Origin of the sequence: Aeromonas sp. 84A (genome assembly GCF_051919345.1) — a bacterium.
In the GTDB taxonomy this organism is placed as follows: domain Bacteria; phylum Pseudomonadota; class Gammaproteobacteria; order Enterobacterales; family Aeromonadaceae; genus Aeromonas; species Aeromonas veronii.
Genome location: NZ_JBQBEW010000001.1, coordinates 2,235,749 through 2,262,050, shown reverse-complemented (window position 1 = coordinate 2,262,050; position 26,302 = coordinate 2,235,749). Strand labels below are relative to the sequence as shown.

General features: G+C 58.0%; 21 protein-coding genes. 14 read left to right on the top strand and 7 right to left on the bottom strand.

What is annotated here, in order from left to right:
* Nucleotides 1-33 precede the first annotated feature (33 nt).
* From ACTG20_RS10390 to ACTG20_RS10380, 3 genes are all read right to left on the bottom strand, one after another.
* Nucleotides 34-1,467, bottom strand: a complete 1,434-nt coding sequence (locus ACTG20_RS10390; protein ID WP_194494560.1) for an HlyD family type I secretion periplasmic adaptor subunit — start codon at nt 1,465-1,467, stop codon at nt 34-36.
* A complete protein-coding gene (locus tag ACTG20_RS10385; RefSeq protein ID WP_005350980.1) occupies nt 1,460-3,604 on the bottom strand; it encodes a type I secretion system permease/ATPase in 2,145 nt (714 codons plus the stop codon). The genes ACTG20_RS10390 and ACTG20_RS10385 overlap by 8 nt, the downstream gene beginning before the upstream one ends.
* A 377-nt stretch (nt 3,605-3,981) precedes the next feature.
* Entirely contained in the window at nt 3,982-4,911 is a 930-nt protein-coding gene (locus ACTG20_RS10380; protein WP_042083735.1) for a TIGR01212 family radical SAM protein, read from the bottom strand.
* Between the two features lie 611 nt (nt 4,912-5,522).
* On the opposite strand from ACTG20_RS10380, the gene gltB reads away from it, so the two are divergent.
* Together gltB and ACTG20_RS10370 are read left to right on the top strand one after the other, a co-directional pair.
* Entirely contained in the window at nt 5,523-9,980 is a 4,458-nt protein-coding gene (gene gltB / locus ACTG20_RS10375; RefSeq protein WP_194494559.1) for a glutamate synthase large subunit, read from the top strand.
* Between the two features lie 12 nt (nt 9,981-9,992).
* Nucleotides 9,993-11,408, top strand: a complete 1,416-nt coding sequence (locus tag ACTG20_RS10370; RefSeq protein WP_194494558.1) for an FAD-dependent oxidoreductase — start codon at nt 9,993-9,995, stop codon at nt 11,406-11,408.
* Nucleotides 11,409-11,482: 74 nt separating this feature from the next.
* Here the strand turns inward: ACTG20_RS10370 and ACTG20_RS10365 are convergent, their stop codons facing one another.
* The gene (locus ACTG20_RS10365) at nt 11,483-12,061 is read right to left on the bottom strand and encodes an O-methyltransferase (protein WP_194494557.1); all 579 of its coding nucleotides are present in this window, start codon (nt 12,059-12,061) and stop codon (nt 11,483-11,485) included.
* A 287-nt stretch (nt 12,062-12,348) separates the two neighbouring features.
* Here ACTG20_RS10365 and ACTG20_RS10360 point away from each other — a divergent pair, with 287 nt between their 5' ends.
* On the top strand, nt 12,349-13,644 hold the full coding sequence (locus tag ACTG20_RS10360; RefSeq protein WP_064341970.1) for a DEAD/DEAH box helicase: 1,296 nt from the start codon (nt 12,349-12,351) through the stop codon (nt 13,642-13,644).
* A gap of 98 nt (nt 13,645-13,742) precedes the next feature.
* Nucleotides 13,743-14,393, top strand: coding sequence for a DUF2913 family protein (locus ACTG20_RS10355; protein WP_194494556.1), 651 nt, complete (start codon nt 13,743-13,745; stop codon nt 14,391-14,393).
* Nucleotides 14,394-14,492: 99 nt separating this feature from the next.
* Here the strand turns inward: ACTG20_RS10355 and ACTG20_RS10350 are convergent, their stop codons facing one another.
* The 3 genes from ACTG20_RS10350 to ACTG20_RS10340 all read right to left on the bottom strand — a co-directional run bounded on the left by ACTG20_RS10350 (nt 14,493) and on the right by ACTG20_RS10340 (nt 17,353).
* Nucleotides 14,493-14,732 carry a FeoC-like transcriptional regulator gene (locus ACTG20_RS10350; protein ID WP_005350974.1) on the bottom strand — a complete coding sequence of 80 codons (240 nt, stop codon included), beginning with the start codon at nt 14,730-14,732 and terminating at the stop codon, nt 14,493-14,495.
* On the bottom strand, nt 14,729-16,999 hold the full coding sequence (gene feoB, locus ACTG20_RS10345; protein ID WP_194494555.1) for a Fe(2+) transporter permease subunit FeoB: 2,271 nt from the start codon (nt 16,997-16,999) through the stop codon (nt 14,729-14,731). The genes ACTG20_RS10350 and feoB overlap by 4 nt, the downstream gene beginning before the upstream one ends.
* A gap of 126 nt (nt 17,000-17,125) precedes the next feature.
* Complete coding sequence (locus tag ACTG20_RS10340) at nt 17,126-17,353, bottom strand: FeoA family protein (protein WP_005337384.1); 228 nt, start codon at nt 17,351-17,353, stop codon at nt 17,126-17,128.
* Nucleotides 17,354-17,472: 119 nt separating this feature from the next.
* On the opposite strand from ACTG20_RS10340, the gene ACTG20_RS10335 reads away from it, so the two are divergent.
* From ACTG20_RS10335 to ACTG20_RS10290, 10 genes are all read left to right on the top strand, one after another.
* Nucleotides 17,473-17,802 carry a translation initiation factor gene (locus ACTG20_RS10335; RefSeq protein WP_005337385.1) on the top strand — a complete coding sequence of 110 codons (330 nt, stop codon included), beginning with the start codon at nt 17,473-17,475 and terminating at the stop codon, nt 17,800-17,802.
* Nucleotides 17,803-18,061: 259 nt separating this feature from the next.
* A complete protein-coding gene (locus tag ACTG20_RS10330; protein WP_005346773.1) occupies nt 18,062-18,619 on the top strand; it encodes a TMEM165/GDT1 family protein in 558 nt (185 codons plus the stop codon).
* Nucleotides 18,620-18,783: 164 nt separating this feature from the next.
* Nucleotides 18,784-19,722 (top strand): DUF2157 domain-containing protein, encoded by a 939-nt coding sequence (locus tag ACTG20_RS10325; protein WP_236374006.1) that lies wholly within the window; start codon nt 18,784-18,786, stop codon nt 19,720-19,722.
* Entirely contained in the window at nt 19,715-20,719 is a 1,005-nt protein-coding gene (locus ACTG20_RS10320) for a DUF4401 domain-containing protein (protein WP_439987623.1), read from the top strand. Before ACTG20_RS10325 ends, ACTG20_RS10320 begins: the two co-directional genes overlap by 8 nt.
* Complete coding sequence (locus ACTG20_RS10315; protein ID WP_439987622.1) at nt 20,716-21,243, top strand: GDYXXLXY domain-containing protein; 528 nt, start codon at nt 20,716-20,718, stop codon at nt 21,241-21,243. Before ACTG20_RS10320 ends, ACTG20_RS10315 begins: the two co-directional genes overlap by 4 nt.
* Nucleotides 21,244-21,305: 62 nt before the next feature.
* Entirely contained in the window at nt 21,306-22,052 is a 747-nt protein-coding gene (locus ACTG20_RS10310; protein WP_042083708.1) for a substrate-binding periplasmic protein, read from the top strand.
* Between the two features lie 130 nt (nt 22,053-22,182).
* Nucleotides 22,183-22,929, top strand: coding sequence for a substrate-binding periplasmic protein (locus ACTG20_RS10305; RefSeq protein WP_194494552.1), 747 nt, complete (start codon nt 22,183-22,185; stop codon nt 22,927-22,929).
* A gap of 139 nt (nt 22,930-23,068) precedes the next feature.
* Nucleotides 23,069-23,824 carry a substrate-binding periplasmic protein gene (locus ACTG20_RS10300; protein WP_194494551.1) on the top strand — a complete coding sequence of 252 codons (756 nt, stop codon included), beginning with the start codon at nt 23,069-23,071 and terminating at the stop codon, nt 23,822-23,824.
* Between the two features lie 888 nt (nt 23,825-24,712).
* The gene (locus ACTG20_RS10295; RefSeq protein ID WP_150389312.1) at nt 24,713-25,399 is read left to right on the top strand and encodes a hypothetical protein; all 687 of its coding nucleotides are present in this window, start codon (nt 24,713-24,715) and stop codon (nt 25,397-25,399) included.
* Nucleotides 25,400-25,426: 27 nt separating this feature from the next.
* Entirely contained in the window at nt 25,427-26,239 is an 813-nt protein-coding gene (locus ACTG20_RS10290; protein WP_150389313.1) for a hypothetical protein, read from the top strand.
* Nucleotides 26,240-26,302: the final 63 nt, after the last annotated feature.

Sequence of the window (26,302 nt, the reverse complement as noted above, 5' to 3'; positions counted from 1 at the left end):
TCTCCAGTCATGTTTTGTTTTTAGATTGTTGGCTTATCGTTCTCTCAGTGCAGACTGCTTTGCCCGTAAAATCGGCTTAAGCAAATAGTCTAGGACACTTTTTTTACCAGTAATGATATCAGCACTGGCTAACATACCGGGGATGATGGGAAGTGCGTTAAGCTCATCGCCCAAGTAACTCTTCTCTGTCCGAACCCGAACCAGATAAAAGGAGTTCCCCTCCTCATCCTGGATCGAATCCGCACTTATCTGTTCAACCTTGCCATGCAATCCTCCATAGATTGTAAAGTCGTAGGCAGTAATCTTGACGATGGCATCCAGCCCCGGTCGCAGGAAGGCGATATCTTTCGGTGACACCTTGGCTTCTACCAGCAAAGTATCCTCCAGCGGCACAATCTCCATCAGATCCATGCCGGGCTGAACCACGCCGCCCAGGGTGTTGATCTTGAGCTTCTTGATGGTGCCCTTGAGCGGTGCAATCACGCTGGTCCGGTCGACCCTGTCTCGCAAGCCAACCTGCCCTTCTGACAACTGGCCAAGTCGCCCCTGCTTCTCGTTCAGTTCAGTCTGGGAGTCTGCTCTGAATTTTAGCGCAATATCATTACGCTTGGAGATGGTCTCACGCAGTACCGAATTGAGTTTTGGGATCAGCAGACGGTTGCTCTCCAGCTCCCCCTGCATCTCGTTGACCTGCCGCTCAAGCTTGATTAGCTCCACTTGAGGCACTATACCCTCTTTCGCCAGCGGACGGCTAATATTCAGTTCCTGTCTGGCCAGTTCCACACTGCGATTCACAGTGCGGATCTTGGCATTCAGTTCAATCAGCTCCTGCTCTTTCTGTTCGATTTGCTGACCAAGAATATAGAGCTGGTTCTTCAGGTTATTTAGGCGATCCCGCTGTACAGAGCGCTCACGGTGTGCGTATTCGGCAAAGACAGTTTCATAACCATCGGGAAACTGGATTGGCGCTTCGCCTACCACTACCTGCTCACGCCACCCCAGTGCCGGGTCGTTTTTCACCTCGACGCTGGCCATCTCGGCGCGCAGACGGGCCACATCCCCCTTCAGGGTGACGACCTCTTGCTCCCGTTCTCTAAAGTCGGAGCGGAAACGGGTGTCATCAATACGCAGCAGCGGCTGCCCCTTTTCGACGATGTCCCCCTCTTTGACGAAGATCTCTTTGACGATCCCCCCTTCCAGGTTCTGGATCACCTGCAGCTGACGGGACGGAATAACTTTGCCCTGACCCACGGTGACTTCATCCAGTTCGGCCCAGGCCGCCCAGACGATGGCACTCATGAAAAAGAGGAAACAGCACCACAACAGGATGCGAGCTCCGGTCGGCGTGGTCAGCAGCACAGCTGCCGCGCCGTCATCGACAAACTCCAGATGCTCGGGTGCCGGCAATACCTCGCCGGAAGGCGTCTTTTTGCTGCGCTTGAACCAGTCCATGAGCCCCTTAACCATGGGACACCTCCTGCACGCGCACCTTGCCTTCCTTCAACTGCTGTAACACCACCTCTTTGGGGCCATCAGCAACGATCTGCCCCTGCTCGATGACGATCACTCGCGATGCCACATCCAGCATCGAGGTTTTGTGAGTGATGAGGATCAATGTGGTTTCCGGGCCCAGTCTGGCGAGCTCCTGTTTGACCTGCATCTCGGACTGGTTGTCCATGTTGGAGGTCGGCTCATCCATCACCAGAATGGGGGGATCATTGAGCAGGGCGCGTGCCAGCAGGATCGACTGACGCTGGCCACCGGATAGCTGACGGCCACCCTCGCCTATCTGCCGATCTAGCCCGTTAGGATCCCGGTTGGTAAAGTTGGTGACACCCGCCCGCTTGGCTGCGCGCAAGACTCTCACATCATCCACCAGCGGATTACCCAGCATGATGTTGTCCCGCACCGATCCGAAAAAGAGAATGACATCTTGCGGAACACAGCCGATATTGCGACGGATCACCGCAGGCGGCAGTTGATCAAGTTCAAAACCGTCGATACGTACCGAACCATCGGTCGGTCGATACAGTCCCATCAACAACTTCTCGAGGGTCGTTTTACCCGCCCCAATCCGGCCGATAATCGCCACCTTTTCGCCCGGCTGAATGCGCAAATTGATATTGTGCAGGGTGCTGGTTTCCATTCCCGGATATTTGAAGGATACATTTTCAAATTCAATGCGACCGGCAATCACCGGATGATGGATATATTGCTTGCCCTCCTCCTGCTCACCCGGGGTTTGCATGATTTTTTCCAGAATATCCAGTGCAGATTTGGCCTGGTTATAACGGGTCGACAACACGGAGAGTTGCACCATGGGCGCAATGGCGCGGCTGGAGAGCATCACGGCGGCAATCATGCCCCCCATAGTGACCAAGCCTTCCGAGATCTGGTAAACACCGACGATCACCAGACCGACCGTCACCACCTGCTGGATATAGCTGGCCAGCGAGGACATGGAGTTGGTAATCCGGCGGGTCTGTACGCCCCAGGTGGAAATATGGGAGACGGCCTGTTCCCAGCGATGCTGGAACATGCTCTCGGCGCCGAAAATCTTGACGGTTTCCAGCCCGGAAATACTTTCAATCAGGTTGGCGTTCTTCTGGGACGCAAGGCGTGACCCCTCTTCGATGGACTGCTTGAGGGGCTCCTGAATATAGAAGCTGTAGGCGATGAGGATCAGCATGGCGACGATGGGAACCACCACCATTACGCCTGCAAACATCCAGATAATAAAAAGGAAAAATACGGCAAAAGGGAGATCGATAAGAGTAGAAACCGTTGCGGAGGTGAAAAACTCCCGCACCGATTCAAATTCCTGCAGATGTTTGGCGAACGCGCCAGTGGAAGCGGGACGAGACTCCATCCTCATGCCCATCACCTTGGCGAAAATCTTGGCGGACAGCAGCACATCAGACTTTTTACCGGCAATGTCGATAAAGTAACTACGCAACTGCCGCATCACAAAATCGAAGGTAAAGACCACCATGGCCCCGACCGCCAGCACCCAGAGCGAATCAAACGCCAGATTGGGCACAATCTTGTCATAAACATTCATGGTAAAGAGCGGACTGGCGATGGCAAACAGGTTGATCAGAATGGAGGCGATCAGCACATCGCGATAGATGCCGCGGGATTCGAACAAGGTGCTCCAGAACCAGTGTCCATCACGGGTTTCCAGTACCTTGGGCGAGCGCTCGTCAAACTTGAACTGCTTCTTTACATAGAAGAGGCGTCCCAGATACTCATCACCCAATTGGGCTGCGGTCAGCCATTGCGCGGCATCACCGGCCTGCGGGAAAATCACTTTCCCCTGGCTGCGATCTTCGTTCCACTCCAGCAAAATGCAGGCGCCACCACTGCGCATCTGCAATACACAAGGCAGCAGCAAGGGAGAAATATCGGCCAGTGGCTGTATCACTTCACGGGCGGATAACCCGCCCCGCTCGGCAGCACGGCAAAAGAGTGCGGTTGTCAGGCGTCCGGAGACCAGTGGCAACCCGGTCGTCAGGGCATCCTGGCTGTTGGGCACACCATAAAAACGGGTCAAGAAGACCAGACACTCCAATAACTCATCAATACGACTTGTTTCTGCTTGCATAGCATCCTGTCACTGCATAAATGAGGTAGATAAGAGCGTTCATCGCTCATATTTCCCTGCTATAGCCACGCTAAAACCGAGTGGCCTTCCCGCTGATGAGACTGATCAGGGGATAAACCTGTCCAGATAGATCGCGACACTCATCGCCAATTTCCCGGCACAGCAGCAATGGCGGCATGATTCGTTATTGGTAAAAATAATCGGCTCATCAACACCATGCTAACACTGCAATCAGGGTGAATGTCGGAGTTAATTGATAATGGCATTTATTATGGCGCACCACTATATCAACCGGCACGTAGCAAAACTATAGTTTAGGGTATGAAGTTTTTTATATAACCCTATGTTTTACGTGAAAATAATAATCTGGCGCTCAATTATAGGTCAGGAAGTATGAAGGGTCTGCCCAACGCGTGACCTTGCGGGCCGTTCAATGAGAGTGCTTTGGCAATGTCCGCCATGGCCGTCCAGCGATTTTCACACCAGGCTGGCGCCAACAGGGTTGGACGGCGCGCGGAGGCCGAAATCCGGTGATACACCACCTCGGGCGGCGTGTGCTGGATCATGGCAACGGCCGCTTCCACATACTGCTCCAGCGTCAAGACCTCAAGGCGCCCCGCCTGCCACGCTTTGCCAAGAGTACTACCCTCTACCACATGAAGCGGATGCAGCTTGATCCCCTCAACACCGGTCTCAACGATGCGATGCAGGGTATCGAGGCTGTCCATCGGCACTTCGCCCGGCAGGCCGACGATCAGATGAGCACATACCTTGATGCCGCGCTGATGGGCACGTCTTACCGCATCCTCATAGGCGGCATAACCGTGGCCGCGGTTGATCCGTTGCAGGGTCTTGTCGTTGGCACTTTGCAGCCCGAGCTCCAGCCACACCTCGTAACCCCGGGCCTGATAGCCCGCCAACAGATCCAGCACCGCATCCGGCACGCAATCGGGGCGAGTGCCCACACAGAGCCCCACCATATCGCTCACTGACAGCGCCTCTTCATACATCCGCTGCAGATATTCGACCTCGGCATAGGTGCTGGTATAGGCCTGAAAGTAGGCAAGATAGCGTTTGGCACGGGTGACTTCGTCCCGGCGAGCCAGCAGTTGTTGCACCACGGAGAGTTGTTGGGCCGACTCGTCAGCAAAAGAGGATACGTTGCAGAAGGTGCAGCCACCACGGCCCAGGGTGCCGTCACGGTTCGGGCAGGTGAAGGCCCCGTGGATGGAGAGTTTGTGGATCTTCTGACCATGACGCTGCTTGAGATCCTGACCGAATGTATTGACGAGTTCGTGTAACTGCATGACACCTCCGCTAAAGGAGCGCCATTGTACGAGCTTGCGCAAAACAGGGGCTGAGCTGGATCAAGCTAGCGGAGAGGGTAAAACATATAAATACCCGACCAATTTTGAATAAATATAGAGAAAAAGCGCAAAAAAAGGATTTTTACAGTTCTTTGATGATTCAAACAGTAAACATCCATATGAAAATGAGACCTGATAACCCACTGTTGAACAATGAAAAATTCAAAGAGACCCGACAGCACACAATTGCAAGCATGGGATATTGAAAATGTGATCACTTCCGCTCTCGGTAGCATAGGGTTGGTAAAATTACTACATTCGCCCATCGTCGCCGAGCGCACCATTGAGCCCGTCAATGGCGATATATTTAACCAACAAAATCAAACCATACAGAATAAACACCCCATAACTGCGAGTTAATCCCCCTAACCCGACATTTTGTTATGCGAATGTAACCATGAAGACAAACCTGACCTGCGATTGACCTCGCCAGAAAATCCCATTAGTTTGGAGATTCGCCACGTCAGGCAGACGGAACCACAAGAGCCAATCGCAATTTATGCAGTCAGGTGATGACTGTACGATACAAGGCCGAGCAAGGGAGAAATGCAATGTCACTATATGATCCAAAGCTGGAGAGGGATAACTGTGGCTTCGGCCTGTTGGCCCACATGGAAGGGGAAGCCAGCCACAAGCTTGTCCGTCTCGCGATGTCAGCATTGGCTCGCATGCAGCACCGCGGCGGGATCTCCGCCGATGGCAAGACCGGCGATGGTTGCGGTCTGCTGCTGCAAAAACCGGACAGCTTCTTCAGAGCTGTCGCCGAGGAGAAGGGATGGCACCTTGGCCGCAACTATGCGGTCGGCATGCTGTTTCTCAACCCTGACCCCGTATTGGCCCAGCAGACCCGCGACATCATCGACGAAGAGCTGGAAAAAGAGACCCTGAGTCTGGTCGGCTGGCGCAAGGTGCCTGTCGATACCAACGTACTGGGTACCATCGCCAAAGCCTCCCTGCCCAGCATTGAACAGGTCTTTGTCAACGCCCCGCCCGGCTGGGTCGACAAGGATCTCGAGCGCCGTCTCTATATCGTGCGCCGCCGCATCGAAAAGCGCGTCAACGACGACTACTTCTATGTGGTCAGCCTCTCCAACCTGGTCACCGTCTATAAAGGGCTGTGCATGCCGGTGGACTTGCCGCGCTTCTATCTGGATCTCGCCGACATCCGTATGCAGGCGGCCATCTGCGTCTTCCACCAGCGTTTCTCCACCAACACCAGCCCGCGCTGGCCGCTGGCGCAGCCGTTTCGCTATCTGGCCCACAACGGCGAGATCAACACCATCGCCGGCAACCGCCAGTGGGCCAAGGCGCGCAGCTACAAGTTTGCGACGCCGCTCATTCCCGATTTGCAGGAAGCGGCCCCCTTCGTCAACACCACGGGGTCAGATTCCTCCAGTCTCGACAACATGCTGGATCTCTTCCTCGCCGGTGGCATGGACCTGTTCCGCGCCATGCGCCTGTTGATCCCGCCAGCATGGCAAAAGCACCCGAACATGGATGACGACCTGCGCGCCTTCTACGACTTCAACTCCATGCACATGGAGCCGTGGGACGGCCCGGCCGGTATCGTCATGACCGATGGCCGCTACGCCACCTGCGCGCTTGACAGAAACGGCCTGCGTCCGGCCCGCTACGTCATCACCAAGGACAAGTTCATCACCCTCGCCTCCGAGGTCGGCACCTGGGACTACACCCCGGACGAAGTGCTGGAGAAGGGCCGGGTCGGCCCGGGCGAGCTGTTCGTGGTGGATACCAGCAACGGCAAGGTGTGGACCAGCTTCGAGATCGATGACGATCTCAAGAACCGCCACACCTACAAGCAATGGATGGACAAGCACTGCACCCGGTTGGTGCCGTTCGAGCAGATGGACGACAGCCAGACCGGCCGCCGCGAATTTGCCGACGACCAGCTGAAGACTTATCAGAAGCTGTTTGGCTACTCCTTCGAGGAGCTGGATCAGATCATCCGGGTACTGGGTGAGAACGGTCAGGAAGCGGTGGGCTCCATGGGGGATGATACCCCGATGGCGGTGCTCTCCTCCGGCCCGCGCACCCTCTATGACTACTTCCGCCAGATGTTTGCGCAGGTGACCAACCCGCCCATCGACCCGCTGCGGGAAAACCACGTGATGTCGCTGGCCACCTGTATCGGTCGCGAGCAGAACGTCTTCAACGAAACCTTCGGTCACGCCCACCGGGTGCTGTTCCAGTCGCCGATCCTGCTCTATTCCGACTTCCACCAGCTGCTGGCACTGGAAGGTGAGTACTACCGTCATCAGGTGATCAGCCTCAACTTCAAGCCAGAAGAGGGACTGGAAGCGGCCATCGTGCGCATCTGCGACGAGGCCAAAACCGCCGCCAAGAGCGGTACCGTGCTGCTGGTGCTGTCGGATCGCGATATCAGCGCCGACACCCTGCCGATCCCGGCCGCCATGGCGGTGGGCGCGGTGCAGCGCACCCTGGTTGACAACAACCTGCGCTGCGACGCCAACATTCTGGTAGAGACCGCAAGCTGCCGCGATCCGCACCACTTCTCGGTGCTTCTGGGCTTTGGCGCGACCGCCATCTACCCCTATCTCGCCTACGAAACCCTGGCCAAACAGGTTGAAGAGGGCGTACTCACCATGTCCCTGCGCCAGGCCATGGTCAACTACCGCAACGGCATCAACAAAGGGCTCTACAAGGTGATGTCAAAGATGGGCATCAGCACGGTCGCCAGCTATCGCTGCTCCCAGCTGTTTGAAGCGGTGGGCCTGGCCAAGTCGGTGGTCGATACCTGCTTCCGCGGCGTATCGAGCCGTATTCAGGGTGCCGATTTTGCCGACATCCAGCAGGATCAGCTCAAGCTGGCCCGTCAGGCTTGGCTGGCCCGCAAGCCCCTTGCCCACGGCGGCCTGCTCAAGTTCGTGCACGGCGGCGAGTACCACACCTACAACCCGGATGTGGTGCAGACCCTGCAAACCGCGGTGCGCTCCGGCAACTATGCCGATTACAAGGAGTACGCCCGTCTGGTCAACGAGCGCCCGGTCTCTACCTTGCGTGACCTGCTGGCGCTGAAGAAGGTCGACAATCCGGTCGCACTGGATCAGGTTGAGCCAGCCGACAAGCTGTTCCCCCGCTTTGACTCCGCCGCCATGTCCATCGGTGCCCTCGGCCCTGAGGCCCACGAAGCACTGGCTGTCGCCATGAACCGCCTCGGCGGTCAGAGCAACTCCGGCGAAGGTGGCGAAGATCCCAAGCGCTTCGGTACCGAGAAAAACTCCCGCATCAAGCAGGTGGCTTCCGGCCGCTTTGGCGTCACCCCCCACTACCTGATGAACGCCGATGTGGTGCAGATCAAGGTGGCTCAGGGTGCCAAGCCCGGCGAAGGTGGCCAGCTGCCCGGTGACAAGGTGACTGCCCAGATCGCCCAGCTGCGTTATTCCGTGCCCGGCGTGACCCTAATTTCGCCGCCGCCACACCATGATATCTACTCCATCGAGGATCTGGCCCAGCTCATCTTCGACATCAAGCAGATCAACCCGAGCTGTCTGGTGTCGGTGAAACTGGTCTCCGAGCCCGGTGTGGGCACCATCGCCTGCGGCGTGGCCAAGGCCTATGCCGACTTCATCACCATCTCCGGTTATGACGGCGGCACTGGCGCGAGCCCCCTCACCTCGGTCAAATATGCCGGCTCCCCGTGGGAACTGGGTCTGGCCGAGACCCAACAGGCGCTGGTCGCCAACGGTCTGCGCCACAAGGTGCGGCTGCAGGTGGATGGCGGTCTCAAGACCGGCCTCGACATCATCAAGGCGGCCATCCTCGGCGCCGAGAGCTTCGGCTTTGGCACCGGCCCCATGGTGGCGCTCGGTTGCAAATACCTGCGTATTTGCCACCTGAACAACTGCGCCACCGGCGTAGCCACTCAGGATGAGAAGCTGCGTCGCGAGCACTTCACCGGCCTGCCGGAGATGGTGATGAACTACTTCAAGTTCATCGCCGAAGAGACCCGCGAGCTGATGGCCCAGCTCGGCGTCACCCAGCTGACCGACCTGATTGGCCGCACCGATCTGCTGGAAGCCCTGCCCGGCATCACCGCTCGTCAGGCCAAGCTGGATCTCTCTGGCATTCTGGCCCGTCCGGTAGCACCTGCAGGCTCCAGCCTGTTCAGCCAGCAGCACAACCCCACCTTCGACAAGGGGCCGCTCAACCTGAAAATGGTGGAAGATCTGCTGGATGCGGTGGAAACCTCAAGCGGTGGCGAGTTCCGCTACGACATTCGCAACACCGACCGCTCGGTGGGTGCGCGCCTCTCGGGCGAGATCGTCAAACGTCACGGCAATCAGGGGATGGCGGTGGATCCGGTCAAGGTGCACTTCAACGGTACCGCGGGCCAGAGCTTCGGCGTCTGGAACGCGGGTGGCCTTGAGATGATCCTCACCGGTGACGCCAACGACTACGTGGGCAAGGGGATGACCGGTGGCAAGCTGGTGATCAAGCCCCATGTCGGCGTGGCGTTCAAGTCCCATGAAGCGGCCATCATCGGCAACACCTGCCTCTACGGCGCCACCGGCGGCAAACTCTACGCCGCAGGCACTGCTGGCGAGCGTTTCGCGGTGCGCAACTCCGGCGCGCTGGCGGTGGTCGAGGGAATTGGCGACAACGGTTGTGAATACATGACCGGCGGCATCGTCACCGTACTCGGTCAGACCGGCGTCAACTTCGCGGCGGGTATGACCGGCGGCTTTGCCTACGTGCTCGACGAATGCGGCAACTTCGCCAAGCGCACCAACCCCGAGCTGGTGGAACTGCTGGACGTGGCGGATCTCGCCATCCATCAGGAGCACCTGCGCGGTATCATCACGGCGCACCTCAATGAGACCGGCAGCTCGCGCGCCGAGGAGATCCTGGCCAACTTCGACTCCTATGTGCCCAAGTTCAGGCTGATCAAACCCAAGTCCAGCGACGTGAAATCGCTGCTGGGTCACACCAGCCGTTCCAGTGCAGAACTCAGAATCCAGGCGCAATAAGGAGGGAACCCTATGAGCCAGAACGTATTTCAGTTTATCGATGTCCAGCGGGTCGACCCGCCCAAGAAGCCGCTCAAGATCCGCAAAATCCAGTTTGTGGAGATCTACGAGTCCTTCAATCAGCCGCAGGTACAGATGCAGGCGGATCGCTGCCTCGAGTGCGGCAACCCCTACTGCGAGTGGAAGTGTCCGGTCCACAACTACATCCCCAACTGGCTGAAACTGGCCAAAGAGGGGCGCATTCTGGAGGCGGTGGAGCTCTCCCACCAGACCAACAGCCTGCCGGAGGTGTGCGGCCGCGTCTGCCCGCAGGATCGTCTGTGCGAGGGTGCCTGCACCCTCAACGACAGATTCGGTGCCGTCACCATCGGCAACATCGAAAAATACATCACCGACAAGGCGTTCGAGATGGGCTGGCGCCCTGATCTCTCCAAGGTGGTGAAGACCGGCAAACGGGTCGCCGTCATCGGCGCCGGTCCCGCGGGCCTCGCCTGTGCCGACGTGCTGGCGCGCAATGGCGTCACCCCGGTGGTGTTTGACAAGTATCCGGAGATCGGTGGCCTGCTCACTTTCGGTATCCCCTCCTTCAAGCTGGAAAAAGAGGTGATGCAGCGTCGCCGCGAGATCTTCCAGGGGATGGGGGTGGAGTTTCGTCTCGAGACCGAGGTGGGCAAGGACATCACCTTCGCCGATCTGCTCGGCGAGTTCGATGCGGTCTTCCTCGGGGTCGGTACCTACAAGTACATGAAGGGCGGCTTTGCCAACGAAGAGGCGCCGGGAGTCTATGACGCCCTGCCCTACCTCATCGCCAACGCCAACCGCTTGCTGGGATTCGAGAAGGCGCAAGCCGACTACATCGACTTCGCCGGCAAGCAGGTGGTGGTGCTGGGCGGCGGCGATACCGCCATGGACTGCGTGCGTACCGCCATCCGTCAGGGGGCTGACAAGGTGATCTGCGCCTATCGCCGCGACGAGGAGAACATGCCGGGCTCCAAGCGGGAGGTGAAAAACGCCCGCGAGGAGGGGGTCGAGTTCATGTTCAACCTGCAACCGGTAGCGGTCGAGCTGGATGCCAACGGTCGCACCGTCGGCATCAAGGTGGTGAGCACCGAGCTGGGTGAACCCGATGCCAATGGCCGCCGCAATCCGGTGGTTATCGAAGGCTCCGAGCAGGTGCTGGCCGCCGATGCGGTGGTGATGGCGTTTGGCTTCCAGCCCAACCCCCAGCCCTGGATGGCGGAGTTCGGCATCGAGCTCGACAACCGGGATCGCATCAAGGCCCGCGAGCAGGCCGAATACGCCTTCCAGACCAGCAACCCCAAAGTGTTCGCCGGTGGCGACGCGGTACGCGGCTCCGATCTGGTGGTGACCGCCATCTACGAAGGGCGCAAGGCAGCCGAAGGGATCATGGACTATCTGGCGGTCTGATCCGACCGACCAAGGCCATGATGCGCTTTCACAATCAGCCCCGCCAATGCGGGGCTGATTTTTTGTAGCTACCCCTACAAACGCACCACCAGCCACTCCCCCTTGCCGACCGGCACCAGCGAGGTGGCAAAAGCCGGATCCTGCCCGACCTCGTTCATCCACTCCACCATCTCGCTGCGATGGGAGATGGCGTTATCAACCACCAGCAGGCCACGGGGTGCCAGCAGGCGGCGGATCTGCGGCCACCATGCCCGGTAGTGCTGACGATCCGAATCGAGGAAGATGAGCTGATAGCCGGCTTGCGGCAAGGTCGGTAACAGCTCACTCGCATCCCCTGCCAGCAACGTTACCCAAGGGGCCAGCCCTGCCCTCTGAAAGTTGTCATGGGCCAGCACGCGCTTATCCTCATCCAGCTCAATGGTGGTCACGTGCCCCTCCAACCGACGCACCGCTTCTGCCAGCCAGAGTGTGGAGTAACCATTTGACGTGCCGATCTCCAGCACCGCCTGCGCCCCACGGGCCTGCACCAGCACTGACAGCAACTCCCCCGTGTCGCGGGTGATATTGAGCAGCTTGCGCTGGCGTGCCTGCTGCATGCTGTCATTGCGCTCGCCAAGCTGCTCCAGCTGGCGTTTTAACTGTTCCAGTTCCATCGATATCCCTTTCGTCCTTGTCCAAATCCGTTCACCCACTGCTCTTGGCTTGGTCTTTGGGAGTCAAATGATTGCTTTCAACCGCTATTCACACCACAAAGGATGAGAAAAGGACAACCATTTGAGGCAGAATTTGTGACGTCTATCTGTTACACTTCGCGCCCGCCATTTTCCGGCTCACTCTCTGACTTGATGTCAGGCGCAGCCGTCGGTGGTTACAACCTCCGTCTCGCTCATGCCGAGCTAACCAAGCCAAACACAGCCCAGCTGGAACACAGGAACCCATTATGAGATTTGAATCGTTCGATTTTGCCCCCGAGATTTTGCGTGCTGTCTCAGATTGCGGTTATCAGGAGATGACCCCTGTGCAGCAACAGGCGATCCCGGCCATTCGCCGTGGCCGCGATGTGCTGGCCAGCGCCCAGACCGGTACCGGCAAGACCGCCGCCTTCGCCCTGCCCATCTTGCAGCGTCTGGTAGACAATCCGGCTCCGGTCCAGCCTTCCAACGCCCGTGTGCTGATCCTGACCCCGACCCGCGAGCTGGCGGCTCAGGTGGCGAGCAACATCAATGACTTCGCCAAGTATCTCGATATCACCACCATCACCATCGTCGGCGGTGGCAAACAGGACGTGCAGGCCAAGAAGCTCAAAGCGGGCGCTCACATCATTGTGGCCACCCCGGGCCGTCTACTGGAGCACCTCACCGCCTGCAACCTCAGCCTCTCTGGCGTCGAGTGTCTGGTGATGGATGAAGCAGATCGCATCCTCGACATGGGCTTCAGTGCCGATGTGCAGAAGATCCTGCAAGCGGTCAACAAGACCCGTCAAAACCTGCTCTTCTCCGCCACCTTCTCCGACGCGGTGAAGAAGCTGGCCAACCTGATGCTGGATCGCCCGCAGATCGTCAGCGTCAACAAGCAAAACTCCACCGCCGACACCGTCAGCCACACCGTCTATCCGGTCGAGCAGAAGCGCAAGCGCGAGCTGCTCTCAGAGCTGATTGGCAAGCAGAACTGGCAGCAGGTGCTGGTATTCGCCAGTACCCGCGAGAGCTGTGATGTGCTGGTCGAGGAGCTGAACCTCGACGGCATCAAGTCCGCCGTTGTCCATGGCGAGAAGGCCCAGGGCAACCGTCGCCGCGCCCTGCGCGAATTCATGGAAGGCAAGGTACGGGTACTGGTCGCCACCGAAGTGGCCGCCCGTGGTCTGGATATCCCGAGCCTGGAATACGTGGTCAACTATGATCTGCCGTTCCTGGCGGAAGATTACGTGCACCGCATCGGTCGTACCGGTCGTGCCGGCAAGCGCGGCATGGCCATCTCCTTCGTCAGCCGTGAAGAGGAGCGTACCCTGCTGGAGATCGAGGCCCTGATCGGCCAGAAGATCCGCCGCATCATGGTGCCGGGCTATGAGGTGAGCAGCCGTGACGAGCTGATCAAGCAATTGCAGGAGCGTCGTCGCTTTGGCAAGCGCCCGCAGCGTGAAGATAACGCCGTGGCCCAGGTGATGGCCGAAGCCAAGCTGCAGGGTCAGCGCCTCAAGCGTCTGGCTGCAGCCAAGAAGCCCCGTCAGCCGAAATAAGGCGGGCAGTTGCTCTATTGAACCGCAAAGGCGCCACTGGCGCCTTTGCCATCTCTGTCATCGGTGTTGGCCCCTGGTGGTCAACTCAAGGATTGCTTATGACCTCTCCGACCTACAATCAGGCCCTGCTCGAGATGGCCACTCAAAGCCTGGCCGAACTGGCCCGCACCGCCGAGCAAAAGGCGGGCAAGCGCACTCCGGCGCAAGAGAGCCACTTTCTCTGCACCTGGATGGCCGACTCCCTCAAGGAGAAGCGCTTCTCCCGTCTGGTGATGGAAGATTTGAAAGCTTGGGTGCAGCTTGGCCGCACTCTGGGTGCGGGCGCCGATCTCAAGGGATTGCTGGAGCGCATCGCCTTCCAATACCAGTGCGCCATGACCAATCCGCAGCAATTGGGGGCCAAGCTGGCTGCCCTGCTGGAGGAGCTCTCAGCGGCAGGCTGGCTGGTGCTGACCGAGAGCGAAGTGAACGCCAAGCTGCGCCTGCAATCGGGCGGTCAGGCGAGTCTGGTGGTAAGCCATAGCGAATATGAAGGCCATATCGAGGACGGTGAGCTTGTCAAACCCCTCACCCTCTATGTGCGCGGTGACGAGAAGGTGCTGGCCGAGGCGGCCTTCAAGCACGGTCTGCTGCTGAGCCGGGGCAACAAGAAGACCACCCTGGTCAAACACCACAAGGCCTACCGGCTGATGCCGGACAACGCCCAACCGGCGCTGGCACTGCTGAGCGAGGCCCGCCAAGGCGCCTGATCCCGCCTGTTTTCAACAATAAAAACGGCAGACCCTCATTTAAAGCAGGGCCTGCCGTTTTTTATTGTTCGATGTTTGATGATGAGGTTGGGTAGTCGTTTAGCGGATCTTGATGCCAATCTGGCCCGCGTCACACCACTCGAACATCACCTCCTCGCTCTTGCCGCAGCAACTGCCACCACAGACACGGCTTTCACGCTTGATGACCCGCCCCTTGCGCATCCAGACGCCGAGCATGGCCTCCACCGCATCTTCCGAGGTGTGGAAGTGGCGAGCCAGATCACGCCGGCTCACCTTCTGCTGCGCGGCGAGGTAATCCCCCAGCTCACGCAGGATCATAAGGTCACCACCTTGCGGGCAACGATATCACCGTGACGGCGACCGGCCCACCAGAGCAGTACCAGAGAGAGGCCGTAGCTGACGATCCAGAACAGGCTCTGCTCCGGATGAGCGGCAAAGGTCGCGACCTGATAGAAGAGGGTCGCGCACATAAAGGCCATATAGTTGCACCATACCGCCGTCATTAGCGCCCACTGACGACCGGTTTCCCGCACCAGCGCGCCCATGGCGGCGGCGCAAGGCATGTAGAGCAGCACGAACAAGAGGTAGGCAAAGGCACCGGCCGCCCCGTCGAAGTGGGTCTGCATATTGCCGTAGGTGGAGACATCCACTTCCTGCGCCTCGGCGGCAGCTTTCTGGTCGTCAAGGTTGCCAACATCAAGCCCCATGGGGTCGCTCGGGTTGATCTCCGCCAGATTGGCCGCCACGGCATCGATCGCCTCGTGGAAACTGGCCACCAGCGAGAACTCGCTCTCCTCCTCTGCATCGCCACCACCGGCGTAGAGGCTGTTGAGGGTTCCGACCACCGCCTCTTTGGCGAAGATACCGGTGACGATACCGACCGTGGCCTGCCAGTTGTCATCGCGTACACCGATGGGGTGCAGCACCGGGGTCACCGCCTGGCTTATCTTGCTCAGGACCGAGCTCTCCTGCTCCTGATGGCCGAAGCTGCCATCGGTACCCAGGGAGTTAAGCACGCTCAGCACGGCAACCACCAGCACGATGGTTTTACCTGCGCCAAAGACGAAGGATTTGAGCTTCTGCCAGGTCTTGATGGCAACGTTGACCGGACGCGGCCACTCGTAATCTGGCATCTCCATCAGCATGGAGTCGCTCTTGCCCGGCAGCAGGGTGCTGCGCAGCAACAGGCCGGTGAGCACCGCCACCAGAATGCCGATGAGGTAGAGACCGAACACCAGGTTCTGACCTGACTCGGGGAAGAAAGCCACCGCAAACAGGGCGTAAACCGGCAGACGGGCACCGCACGACATGAAGGGGGCCATGGCGGAGGTCATCAGCCGCTCCCGCTCGGAGTTGAGGGTACGGGTCGCCATCACCGAGGGGACGGTACAACCAAAGCCCATCAGCATCGGCACGAACGCCTTGCCCGGCAGGCCGAGGCGGCGCATCAGGGCATCCACCACGAAGGCGGCACGGGCTAGATAGCCGGAGCTCTCCAGCACCGCGAGGAAGAGATAGAGGCAGCCAATCACCGGAATAAAGGTGGCGACTGTCTGCAAACCGACGCCAAAGCCATCAGCCAGAATGGCGCCCAGCCACTCGGGGGCATTGACCAGCCTCAGCAGGTGGTGCACCCCATCGACAAAGAGGGCGCCGCCCATGATGTCGAAGAAGTCGATAAAGGCGCTGCCAACGTTGATGGCAAACAGGAACATCAGGTACATGACAAACAGGAAGAAGGGGATGCCAATCCAGCGATTGAGCAGCACCCGATCCAGCCACTCGCTCTGGGCCTCGGTGAGCTTGCCCTTCTGCTGACGAGCCTGTTGTACCCACTGGTGGATATGGCCGTAGCGAATATCCGCCAGTTGCAGGTCGATATCCTGTCCCTGATGGGCGCGAGCCACTACATTGGCGGCGGCCGCCTGCTGACCGGGCAGCAGGGTCTCCTGCATCACCGCATCCTCTTCCAGCAGGCGCAGGGCGCGACCACGGGTAGTGAGGTGATGCGGGGCGAGCAGGGTCTCCAACTCCGCCAGATCGGTTTCAAGCGCGTGGCCGTAATCGAGCTGCAAGGCGGCTTGCGGCTGAACGATAAACTGCCGGATCTGCTGTTTGAAGGCGGCAACCTGCTTGCTGTTGTGGGCAGAGAGGGCCACTACAGGGCAACCGAGGGATTTGCCGAGCTTGCTCTCGTCGATGACGATGCGGCGCTTTTGCAGGATATCCAGCTTGTTGAGCACCACCACCATGGGCAGGCCCAGTTCGCGCAGTTGCAGCGTGAGGTAGAGGGAGCGCTCCAGATTGGCGGCGTCGATGACGTTGAGCAGCAGGTCGGGCTGTTGGCCCTGGGCAAAGCGGCTGGCGATCTGCTCGTCCAGACTGCCATCCTGACTGGCCAGGCTATAGATGCCGGGCAGATCCATCAGCTTGAAGTGATGCTCACCCGCGCTGAACTCACCCATTTTCTTGTCAACGGTGACACCACTCCAGTTGCCTACCTGCTGGCGGGCGCCGGTCAGGGCGTTGAACAGGGAGGTCTTGCCGCTATTGGGGTTACCTACCGTTACCAGAGAATAATTCATACCAGCTCTACCTCTATTTTCTTCTGAACCTGCCGTGCGTGTGGCAAGCCGCTTTGCAGGTTCGACTTCTTGTCTCTGAACCGCTCCCGGTGACTTTTTTGACCGGAGCGGTAGCCGAGCAGGGGGTTATACCGGCTCGACTTCTATTTGCTGGGCCAGACTCTTTTGCATGGAGAGACAGATCCCCTGGCACTGGATCTGGAGCGGGTCCCCCAGGGGGGCGGAGCGCAGATAGATGACTTCAGTCTGGGGCAACAGGCCCATCACCATCAGTTTGCGGCGCAGCGGCCGGGCGAGCTGATTCATATTCTTGATGCGAGCACTCTGTCCCGGTGACAACTGCGTGAGTACCATGACTGACTCCTGAAGTTAAACAATAATAATTCGCTTTTACTTGGGGCATTATAAGCTGTGTCTTCAACTTTTATTTGAGTAAAATCAAACTCCGCTTAGCTAACCCATAAAGTAATGCCATGAGTCACGACAACAACAGCCGCCTCGTTTACAGCACAGATGGCGGCATGATCAAGGAGCAGAGCGCTCCCCAATCCGCCTCCCCCTTCCCCACCGACGGCACCGTGCGCATTCGCCGCGAGACCAAGGGGCGCAAGGGTGCCGGGGTGATCACCATTCATGGCGTACCCGCCGATCAGCAAAAATCCCTGGCCACCCTGCTCAAGAAAAAGTGCGGCACCGGTGGCGGTATCAAGGAGGGGGTAATCGAAATCCAGGGGGATAAACGGGACCTGATCAAAACCGAGCTGGAGAAAGCCGGTTTCAGCGTCAAGCTGGTGGGTGGCTGATCCCCTTGTCACTCATGCGGTTTTTCCCTAGAATGCCCGCTCCCATCGAGGGGGAGTAGTCTCGCACGCCGGTGCCATCCATTGCATGAATACCGGTTTGCGACCCTGATCAACATACTTGGTGCCAAATCACCATGGTCAGGGTGATCCATGCCAGCCATGGATTTGACAAGACCTTTGACGGGCCAGTGCCAATACCGGGGACGGATGGCGCAGGCTTGTCTTTGGTTTATAACAATTCCGTCCCCCGGTCATTTTTATGGAAGCCTTGTTAACCTCAACCCTCAGCGTCGCTATTGCCGAAATCGGCGATAAAACCCAGCTGTTGGCGTTGCTGCTCATCTGCCGTTTTCGCAAGCCCTGGCCCATCATCGCCGGCATGCTGGCGGCTACCCTGCTCAACCATGCGGGCGCTGCCTGGATTGGTGAGTTCATCAGTCGCTGGCTCGATCCCAAGATAATGACCTGGCTGGTCGCCATCGCCTTTATCGCCATGGCTATCTGGATTTTGGTGCCGGACAAGATGGATGACGAGGAGAGCCCGCTGGATAAATACGGCCCCTTTATGGCCACCTTCGTGCTCTTCTTCATCGCCGAGATCGGTGACAAGACCCAGATCGCCACCGTATTGCTGGCCGCCAAATATGACTCGCTGGTACAGGTCATTACCGGCACCACCCTCGGCATGATGCTGGCCAACGTGCCTGTGGTGCTGATCGGCAAGCTGGGGGCAGACAAGCTGCCGCTCAAGGGGATCCGCATCGCCTGCGCCATCCTCTTCGTCGGCCTCGGGGTGAGCACCCTGATCTTTGCCTGATCGCCTTTTCCCCTGCTCAAGCCCTCCCCTGTGGAGGGCTTTTTTGTTTGCTGCTTTGTCTATTGCGTAATCCGCTGTCGCAACCACCAGCCGTAGAGCCAAGGGGCAGTGCACGGTTGCGGGTGCCTCATGCCATAATGGGGCAAACCTCGTGGAGTCCCCCCATGCACAACATATCAAGAGAGACGCTTCTCGAATGGGTCAAACAGGGACGGCTGGCGCCAGAGAAGCTGGTAGACGCCCTGACCCTCGCCGATCTTCCCCCCCATCCGGCGCGCTGGCAGTGGCTGTTTGACCGGCTGCTGCTCTGGCTCGGCGCCCTCTGTATCGGGGCTGGCCTCATCTTCTTCGTCGCCTTCAACTGGCAAGAGCTGGGCCGGGTCTCCCGCCTCGCCCTGCTGGAGGCACCGCTGCTCGCCATGCTGCTTCTGCTGTGGCGCAAACCGCTGGGGGATACCCCCCGTCAGGCGCTGCTGCTCGCTATCGCCCTCAATATCGGCGCCCTGCTGGCGCTGGTGGGTCAGACCTACCAGACCGGCGCCGATCCCTGGCAGCTGTTCGCCACCTGGGCGCTGATGCTGGTGCCACTGGCGGTATTTGGCCAAAGCCCCCTGCTCTGGACCTTGAGCTGGCTGCTCGGCCAGCTGGCGCTGGTGCTCTACTGGCGGCTCGGCCTGTTCACGTTCTTCTTTACCTTCGATGAAGAGGGTTTGGGCTGGTGCCTTACCCTGCTCAACGCTGCCCTCTGGGCTCTGCTTCTGCTGGCACCTGCCCGCTGGCGCCTGATGCCAAGCTGGCTGGCGGGTCTGGCTGCCGGTCTGGGGGCCACCCTGCTCACCCTGCTGGCGCTCTTCGATGCCGCCTCCCCGCTGGTGTGGCCGCTCTGGTTTGGCTGGCTCGCCACCGCCTATGCCCTGTGGCACCACAGATTTATCGCCGGACTCGCCATGGGGTGCCTCAGTCTGATTGCCGTCATCCTCGCGGCGCTGGGCAAGTGGATGGAGCCCGACATCAACGGCTTCTTGCTGCTGAGCCTGATTGCCATCGGCCTTTCTGTCACCGCCGCCCGCTGGCTGCAACAACAACGGAGGTCTCATGAGTGATCTGACCCTTTGGCAAAAGCTGCAACAGGCCAATCTGGTGGAAGGGGATCAGCCCCGTGATACCCAACCCCACTGGTCGAGCCGCTTTCTGCTGGGGCTGGTGGGCTGGATTGCCGCCCTGTTCCTGCTCTTTTTCCTGTTTCTCACCTTCGAGCAGCTGACCCGCGAGGCCAACAGTGCCCTGCTGCTGGGGGCCGTGCTGCTGGCGGGGGCCTACGCCCTTAATCGCAGCCAGCGCGGCGATCTCTGGGATCAGTTCGTGCTGGCCCTCACCCTGGCGGCCGATGCCTGGCTGCTCTATGGCCTGCTCGATCAGCTGGACCTTCATCACGCCCTGCTCTGGTTTGGGTTGTGCCTGCTCTCCCTTGCCATCGCCGTGCTGTTCGATCACTGGCTGGTACGGCTGTTTCACAGCGTGGCGGCGGCCCTGCTGCTCACCCTTGGCCTCGCTTGCCTCGGGCTGCAACTGCTGGCGCTGCCGCTAGTGATGGCGGCCATCACCTTCTGCTGGCTGCGGGCAGATAGGGATCCAGAGCGTCACCAGCTCTACCACTCCATCACGCTGGGGCTGGCCCTCTCGCTGCTGGTGCTGGGCCGCCTGCACCATCCGTTGTGGGATGGCGGCAGCAGCGTGCTGGACGAACTGGGGCTGTCGCGCCTGCCGCTCTGGCTCAATCCCCTGCTCTGCGCCGCCCTGCTGCTGGCGGTGATGGTGAAGCTCAAGCTCCCTCTGCTGTTTGGCCTGCCGCTGGTGCTGATCAGTGCCATCATCCCCGGCATGGGGGCAGGCGCACTGGTGCTGATCCTCGGCTTCTATGCCGGCAGTCTGGGGCTGATGACCCTCTCGGCCCTGCTGCTGCTCGGTTATGGCTCGCTCTATTACTACGATCTGGGGCTCCCCCTGATGACCAAATCCTGGCTGCTGCTGGGCTCCGGCATCCTGCTGCTGGGTGCCCGCCAACTGCTCACCACCTTCGCGGCAAGGAGCGATTCATGAACCCCGTCACCCGACAACTCGCCCTGTTGCTGAGCGGCCTCGCCATTCTGGCGGGCATCAATGCCACCGTCTGGCGCTATGAGCACGCCATGAGCAGCGGCGAAGTGGTGCTGCTGCGGCTCGCTCCGGTCGACCCCCGCTCCCTGATGCAGGGGGATTACATGCGCCTCAACTATGAAATTGCCCGCGAGCTGACCAGCCGCGACGCCCGTGCGACTCAAGACAAGGGCAGCGACACCCTGGTGATCCGCCTCGATGCCCATCAGGTAGCCACTCTGGTGGTCGATGGCAAACCGGATCGGCTCGCCAGCGATGAGCGGCTATTGCAGGTGCACCAGAGCGAGCGGCAGTGGCAGATCGGCCCCGATGCCTACTTCTTTGAAGAGGGGTCGGGGGAGCAGTACGAAGCGGCCCGCTACGGCGAGTTCCGGCTGCAAGCGGATGGCAAGACCCTGTTGGTGGGGCTGCGGGATGAGGCCTACCAGCCCATCGGGCAGATCCGCGCCCGCTGGAAACGGCAGTGAGTGGCTATTTACTCTGTTCATGGTCACACTCAAGGGAAGGTTGATCGCTAAGGATGTTCCCAATGAGGATATGGCTGATCTGTCATCTGTTGCTGCTCTGCTGGGCCTCGACGGCCCGGGCTGATCTGGGCAAGCTCGAGTACCTCACCGAAGAGTACCCCCCCTACAACTACAGCGATCCGCAAGGCCAGCCCACCGGCCTTGCGGTCGATCTGCTGCAGATGATCTGGCAACACAGCGGCGTGACGCCCCAGCCGGTGCGCATCCTGCCCTGGGCGCGAGGTTATTACTTGCTAACCCAGAAGCCCAATGTGGTGCTCTTCTCCACCGCCCGCACCCAGGCGCGGGAGGATCTCTTCAAGTGGGTCTGCCCCATCGGCTACTCGGAGTACATACTGCTGGGCCGCAAAGCGCAGAACATCACCCTGACCGCCTTCGAACAGATGAGCCAGTACAAGATCAGCGCCGTGCGCTCGGATGCCGCCGAACAGCTGCTGCTCAACAACGGCATGGATGACAACAACATCATCCCGGCCAACCGCCTGTCGCAGGGGTTGAAGATGCTGCTCTCCGGCCGCGCCGATCTGCTCGCCACCAGCAAGCTGGCGGGATATGACGCCATCCGCGAATTGAAGCTGAGCAGCGACGACTTCAACGTGGCCATGGTGCTGAGCGCCGAGCAGCTCTGCTACGCCTTCAGCCGTCAGGTGCCCGACAGCGAGATCACCCTCTTTCAGCAGGGCCTGACCCGCGCCCTCGCCTCGGAAGAGTTTCGCAAATTGCAGGCCAAATACCTGCCGGTGCGCTGAGTACTCACTCACCCAATGGGCAGCGGTTCGCTGCCCATTTTATTGATGAAAGATGCAATAGAGGTGGCTAGCTATTCCCGCCGCAAGCAGTCAAACTGGGCTACATTGTTGATTGCGAAGGATCTTTCCCGTGCGGACATGGCACCTACCTCATCTGCTACTGCTCTTGTGGGCCACCTTCGCGCAGGCCGATCCGGGCAAGCTCGAGTATCTGAGCGAAATCTCTCCCCCGTTTAATTTCAGCGACCAACAAGGGATGCCGACCGGATTGTCGGTGGAGCTGATGCAGCTTATCTGGAAAGCGCGGGGCGTGTCGCCCCAGCCCATCCGCATTCTGCCCTGGGCCCGGGGCTACAACCTGCTGCAACAAAAACCCAATGTGGTGCTGTTTGCCACCGCCCGCACCCCGCAGCGGGAGGCGCTTTTCAAGTGGGCCTGCCCCATCGATCACTCGGAATTTGTGCTGCTGGGGCGCAAGGCGGACAACATCACCCTCGGCTCGGTGGCCGAGATCAGCCGCTACAAGGTCGGCGTGGTGCGCTCCACCGTCTCCAAACAGCTGCTGCTCGAGCGCGGTATCGATGAGCGCCAGCTGATGCTGGCCAACCGCCTCACCCAGGCGGCCAAAATGCTCACCTCCGGTCGCGCCGATCTGTTTGCGACCAACAAGCTGGCGGGCTATCAAACCCTGCAGCAGATCGGCTTCAAGCCGGATGACTTTCATGTCGCCTTCGTGCTGGATGCCAGACCGCTCTGCTACGCCTTCAGCCGTCAGGTGCCCGACAGCGAGGTCGCCCTCTTTCAGCAGGCGCTGACCCACGCTGTCGCCTCGGCGGATTTCTCGGCCCTGCAAGCCAAATACCTGCCGCTGCGCTAACGCCCTGATCGCCGCCGACATAGGGCGCAAGATGGCGGCATCCACTCGCGCATTTTTGCCAAACATGCTCCGTCACCTTGGCGAAATCGGCCAGCTTGGTCACACTTGAGCAGATATTCCCTTGATCAGGATGGCAAAAATGAAACCATGGATTGGATTGGCCGGGGCGCTGCTGGCCACCCTCGCACAGGCGAGTCCTGAGCTCGGCAAACTGCACTACATCACCGAAGAATACAAACCCTACAACTACGCCGATGCCAGCGGCGCCCCCACCGGCCTCGCGGTCGAACTGCTGCAACTGGTGTGGAAAAAGACCAACACGCCGGCGCAGCCCGTCACCATCATGCCGTGGGCGCGCGGCTACTACCTGCTGACCCAAAAGCCCAATGCGGTGCTCTTCTCCACCGCCCGCACCCAGGCGCGGGATCCCCTGTTCAAGTGGGCCTGCCCCATCGGGTATGCCGAGATCGTGCTGGTGGGACTGGCCGATCGCAATATCACCATCACCAAGCTCGACGATGCCAAGACGTTCAATATCGGGGCGGTGCGAGCCGACGTGGGGGAGCAACTGCTGCTCAACAACGGCTTTGACGAGACCAAACTGATGGCCGCCAACCGGCTGGCACAGGCGCTCAAGATGCTCACCTCCGGCCGGGTCGATCTGGTCTCCACCAACAAGACCACCATGGAGCAGCTGATCGTCGAACAAAAACTCGACCCCGCCCGCTTCAAGGAGCAGTGGGTGCTGAGCTCGGAGCAGTTCTGCTTCGCCTTCAGCCATCCGGTGAGCGACGAGTTGGTCAAGGAGTTCCAGACCGGCTTGACCCAGGTGCTGGCGAGCAGCGAATACCCGCTGCTGCACAGCAAATACTTCCCTACCCCCGCCACCAAATAGCGGCGTCGAGCGCCAACAACAAGGGGCCCACAGTGGGCCCCTTCGCTTTTTCCGTTTGCGCCCCCCTCTTTTTACCGTTTGCACGCCTCTCGCGGCGTCACCCCACCGCCCTGCCACTGCCAAGCCCCGACAACCAACAACTAATCACCAATTAATAAAAGTTTGTGCCAGCGCAAAAATTCACTCTTTTCTGATAGTTAGTCCATCAAAACCATAGATAAGACCACTCTGGCTCCGTAATATGGCGACGGGCGTCTGTTGACCCCTTTTCCGAGATTAATGGTCAACGGCGCAATCTGGTAGCGAGAGTCAGGGGCGGTAGCCACTTTAGCGTAGGGTCGATTAGCGAAGCGTAATCGTCCGCGGTAACCGTCCCCTCTCCCCTTGCGGGAGAGGGCTAGGGTGAGGGGGGTCGGTAACGTCATTACATGGCGGAATATCGCCAGCCTAAATGGCATGGCTTCGCCATGCAGGACACGAGGACTCCGTCCTCGACGGGGTTTCGCCGCCGCTGCGCGGCTTGGCGAGTGACTTTGGAAAGACCCGCTCTCTTTGGCAAATAACACCAAAAGTCTTATCCCCCACTTGTTCGCCCTCCTGCTTCGGGTTCCCTCGGTTCACCCGTTTGTCCCAGGGCACGCGCCGCTGGGCCATCCATGGCCCAGCGGCGCTCGCTCGGCGTCCTGCCTCGCGGCCTGGACAAACGGACTCACCTCGGCGAACAACAGGGGGCAACACCCGACCCATAGCCCCGAGGAAAATATCAGATACAGGATTCATGCCGATCTGAGATAGAGGTGTAATTCACTTCGTTCATTACATCCTACGATATACACCGATTTCCATTGCATTATTTCCTATCAGACAAGATACATTTTCGAGATTTATATGAGCGACACCCTAATTGATAATTTGAAATCGTTTAACCGAAAAGAGCGGTTTTACCTAATTGGTCAAATGCTGGGAAACCCAGAATTTCGCATGGATGACAACCAGCTTGATAAGATATCAAACCTAATCGGTCTCACTATCCCCAGAAAATACTTTGCTGCAATGGATTACCACCTTGACTGGATCTATGCCAGCTTGTACCTCACTAAAAAAAACACTGCGAGCTGCGTAAAACGCAATTTCATAGAAGAAAATGGAATTGCAATTGACTATCAAATATCAGGCACTCAAGAGGATGTCGATTTTCTTATTGCCTTCGTTGATCACGAAAACACAACCCATATAGTGATGATTGAAGCTAAAGGTGATAGCACCTTTAGTAACGCTCAATTACAGAGTAAAAATGAGCGTTTTAGGGCCATCTTCTATGAGCCAGAGGTTTCAGCTACGCACAGTCATACAAAGTGGAAAAGTGTCAAAGCACACTTTTTACTCTGTAGTCCCAAAAAACCTAGAAAAATTGAGATAACAAATCCAGTTTCATTTATGAAAAGTGATAAATTAATGAATTCTTGGTTAAAGCTGGATATGGGTGAAGATAAAATTAAAGTAACGCGGTGCGGTAAAAATGATAGTGGTTCATACTCCCGCTGGGTGATTGAGAAACGAACAATATCCAAGTGATATCAATTCTAAATAAGGATATACAACATGAATGCTACCATTAATTTCAGTAAAAGTGCTTTTTTTGAATTATTAATGTCTGCTGTTGAAGCATACACAATAAAACATAATGAGAGTAAGGTTATCGCAGTTGAGACATATGCTCACCTTTGGGGTAAAATAAATAAAAGAATGCCATTAACATGTACTGTTAATCACGTGTCAATAGAGACATCAGCAATAAGAAGCAGAAGTTCCGTAAGCACTTACCGTAAGTCTCTAGAAATAAAAAAAGAAATATCAAATATATTTGGTGATGACTACGCCCATATTGGAAGTATGCATACACACCCGTGGATAAAAGGTGAGGAGTATGGAAATGAAATTATCGAAGGCCCAGAATGCATACGAAAAAACAAACTTTTCCATTTAAGTAGCACTGACCATGAATCAGAGTATGGAAGCTATTTTGAAGTTAACGGCAAGAAATTTTCTGTTGCTGTAGTGATGACTCTATTCTCAACGCAGAAGGCTAATGATAAGAAAGATAATTACGTCTGCAATGATGGAACTATAGAGTTTTCTATTGGTAATCTTAAGATTTGGCTGTTCGCTCAAGCATTTCAACACATAGAAAAATCACGTCTTACTCAGCAACAAATTCAGGATTCTTATCGCTTTTATTTAAAACTATCCAACTACACTGACGATGATTTAATTCCAATCCCAATAACTACAGACCTTAATGGTTTAGATATAATGGACTGGGTGCTTTTTAAGCCATTTGGTAGAATTAAAATTGAAGATAATGATGCTGAATATGTTGAAAGAAAATCATCTGAGAAAAGATATTATTATTAACTGACAATATTCACTGAACAAAAACCGCAGCCCAAGGGCTGCGGTTTTTTATTGGCTCAACCT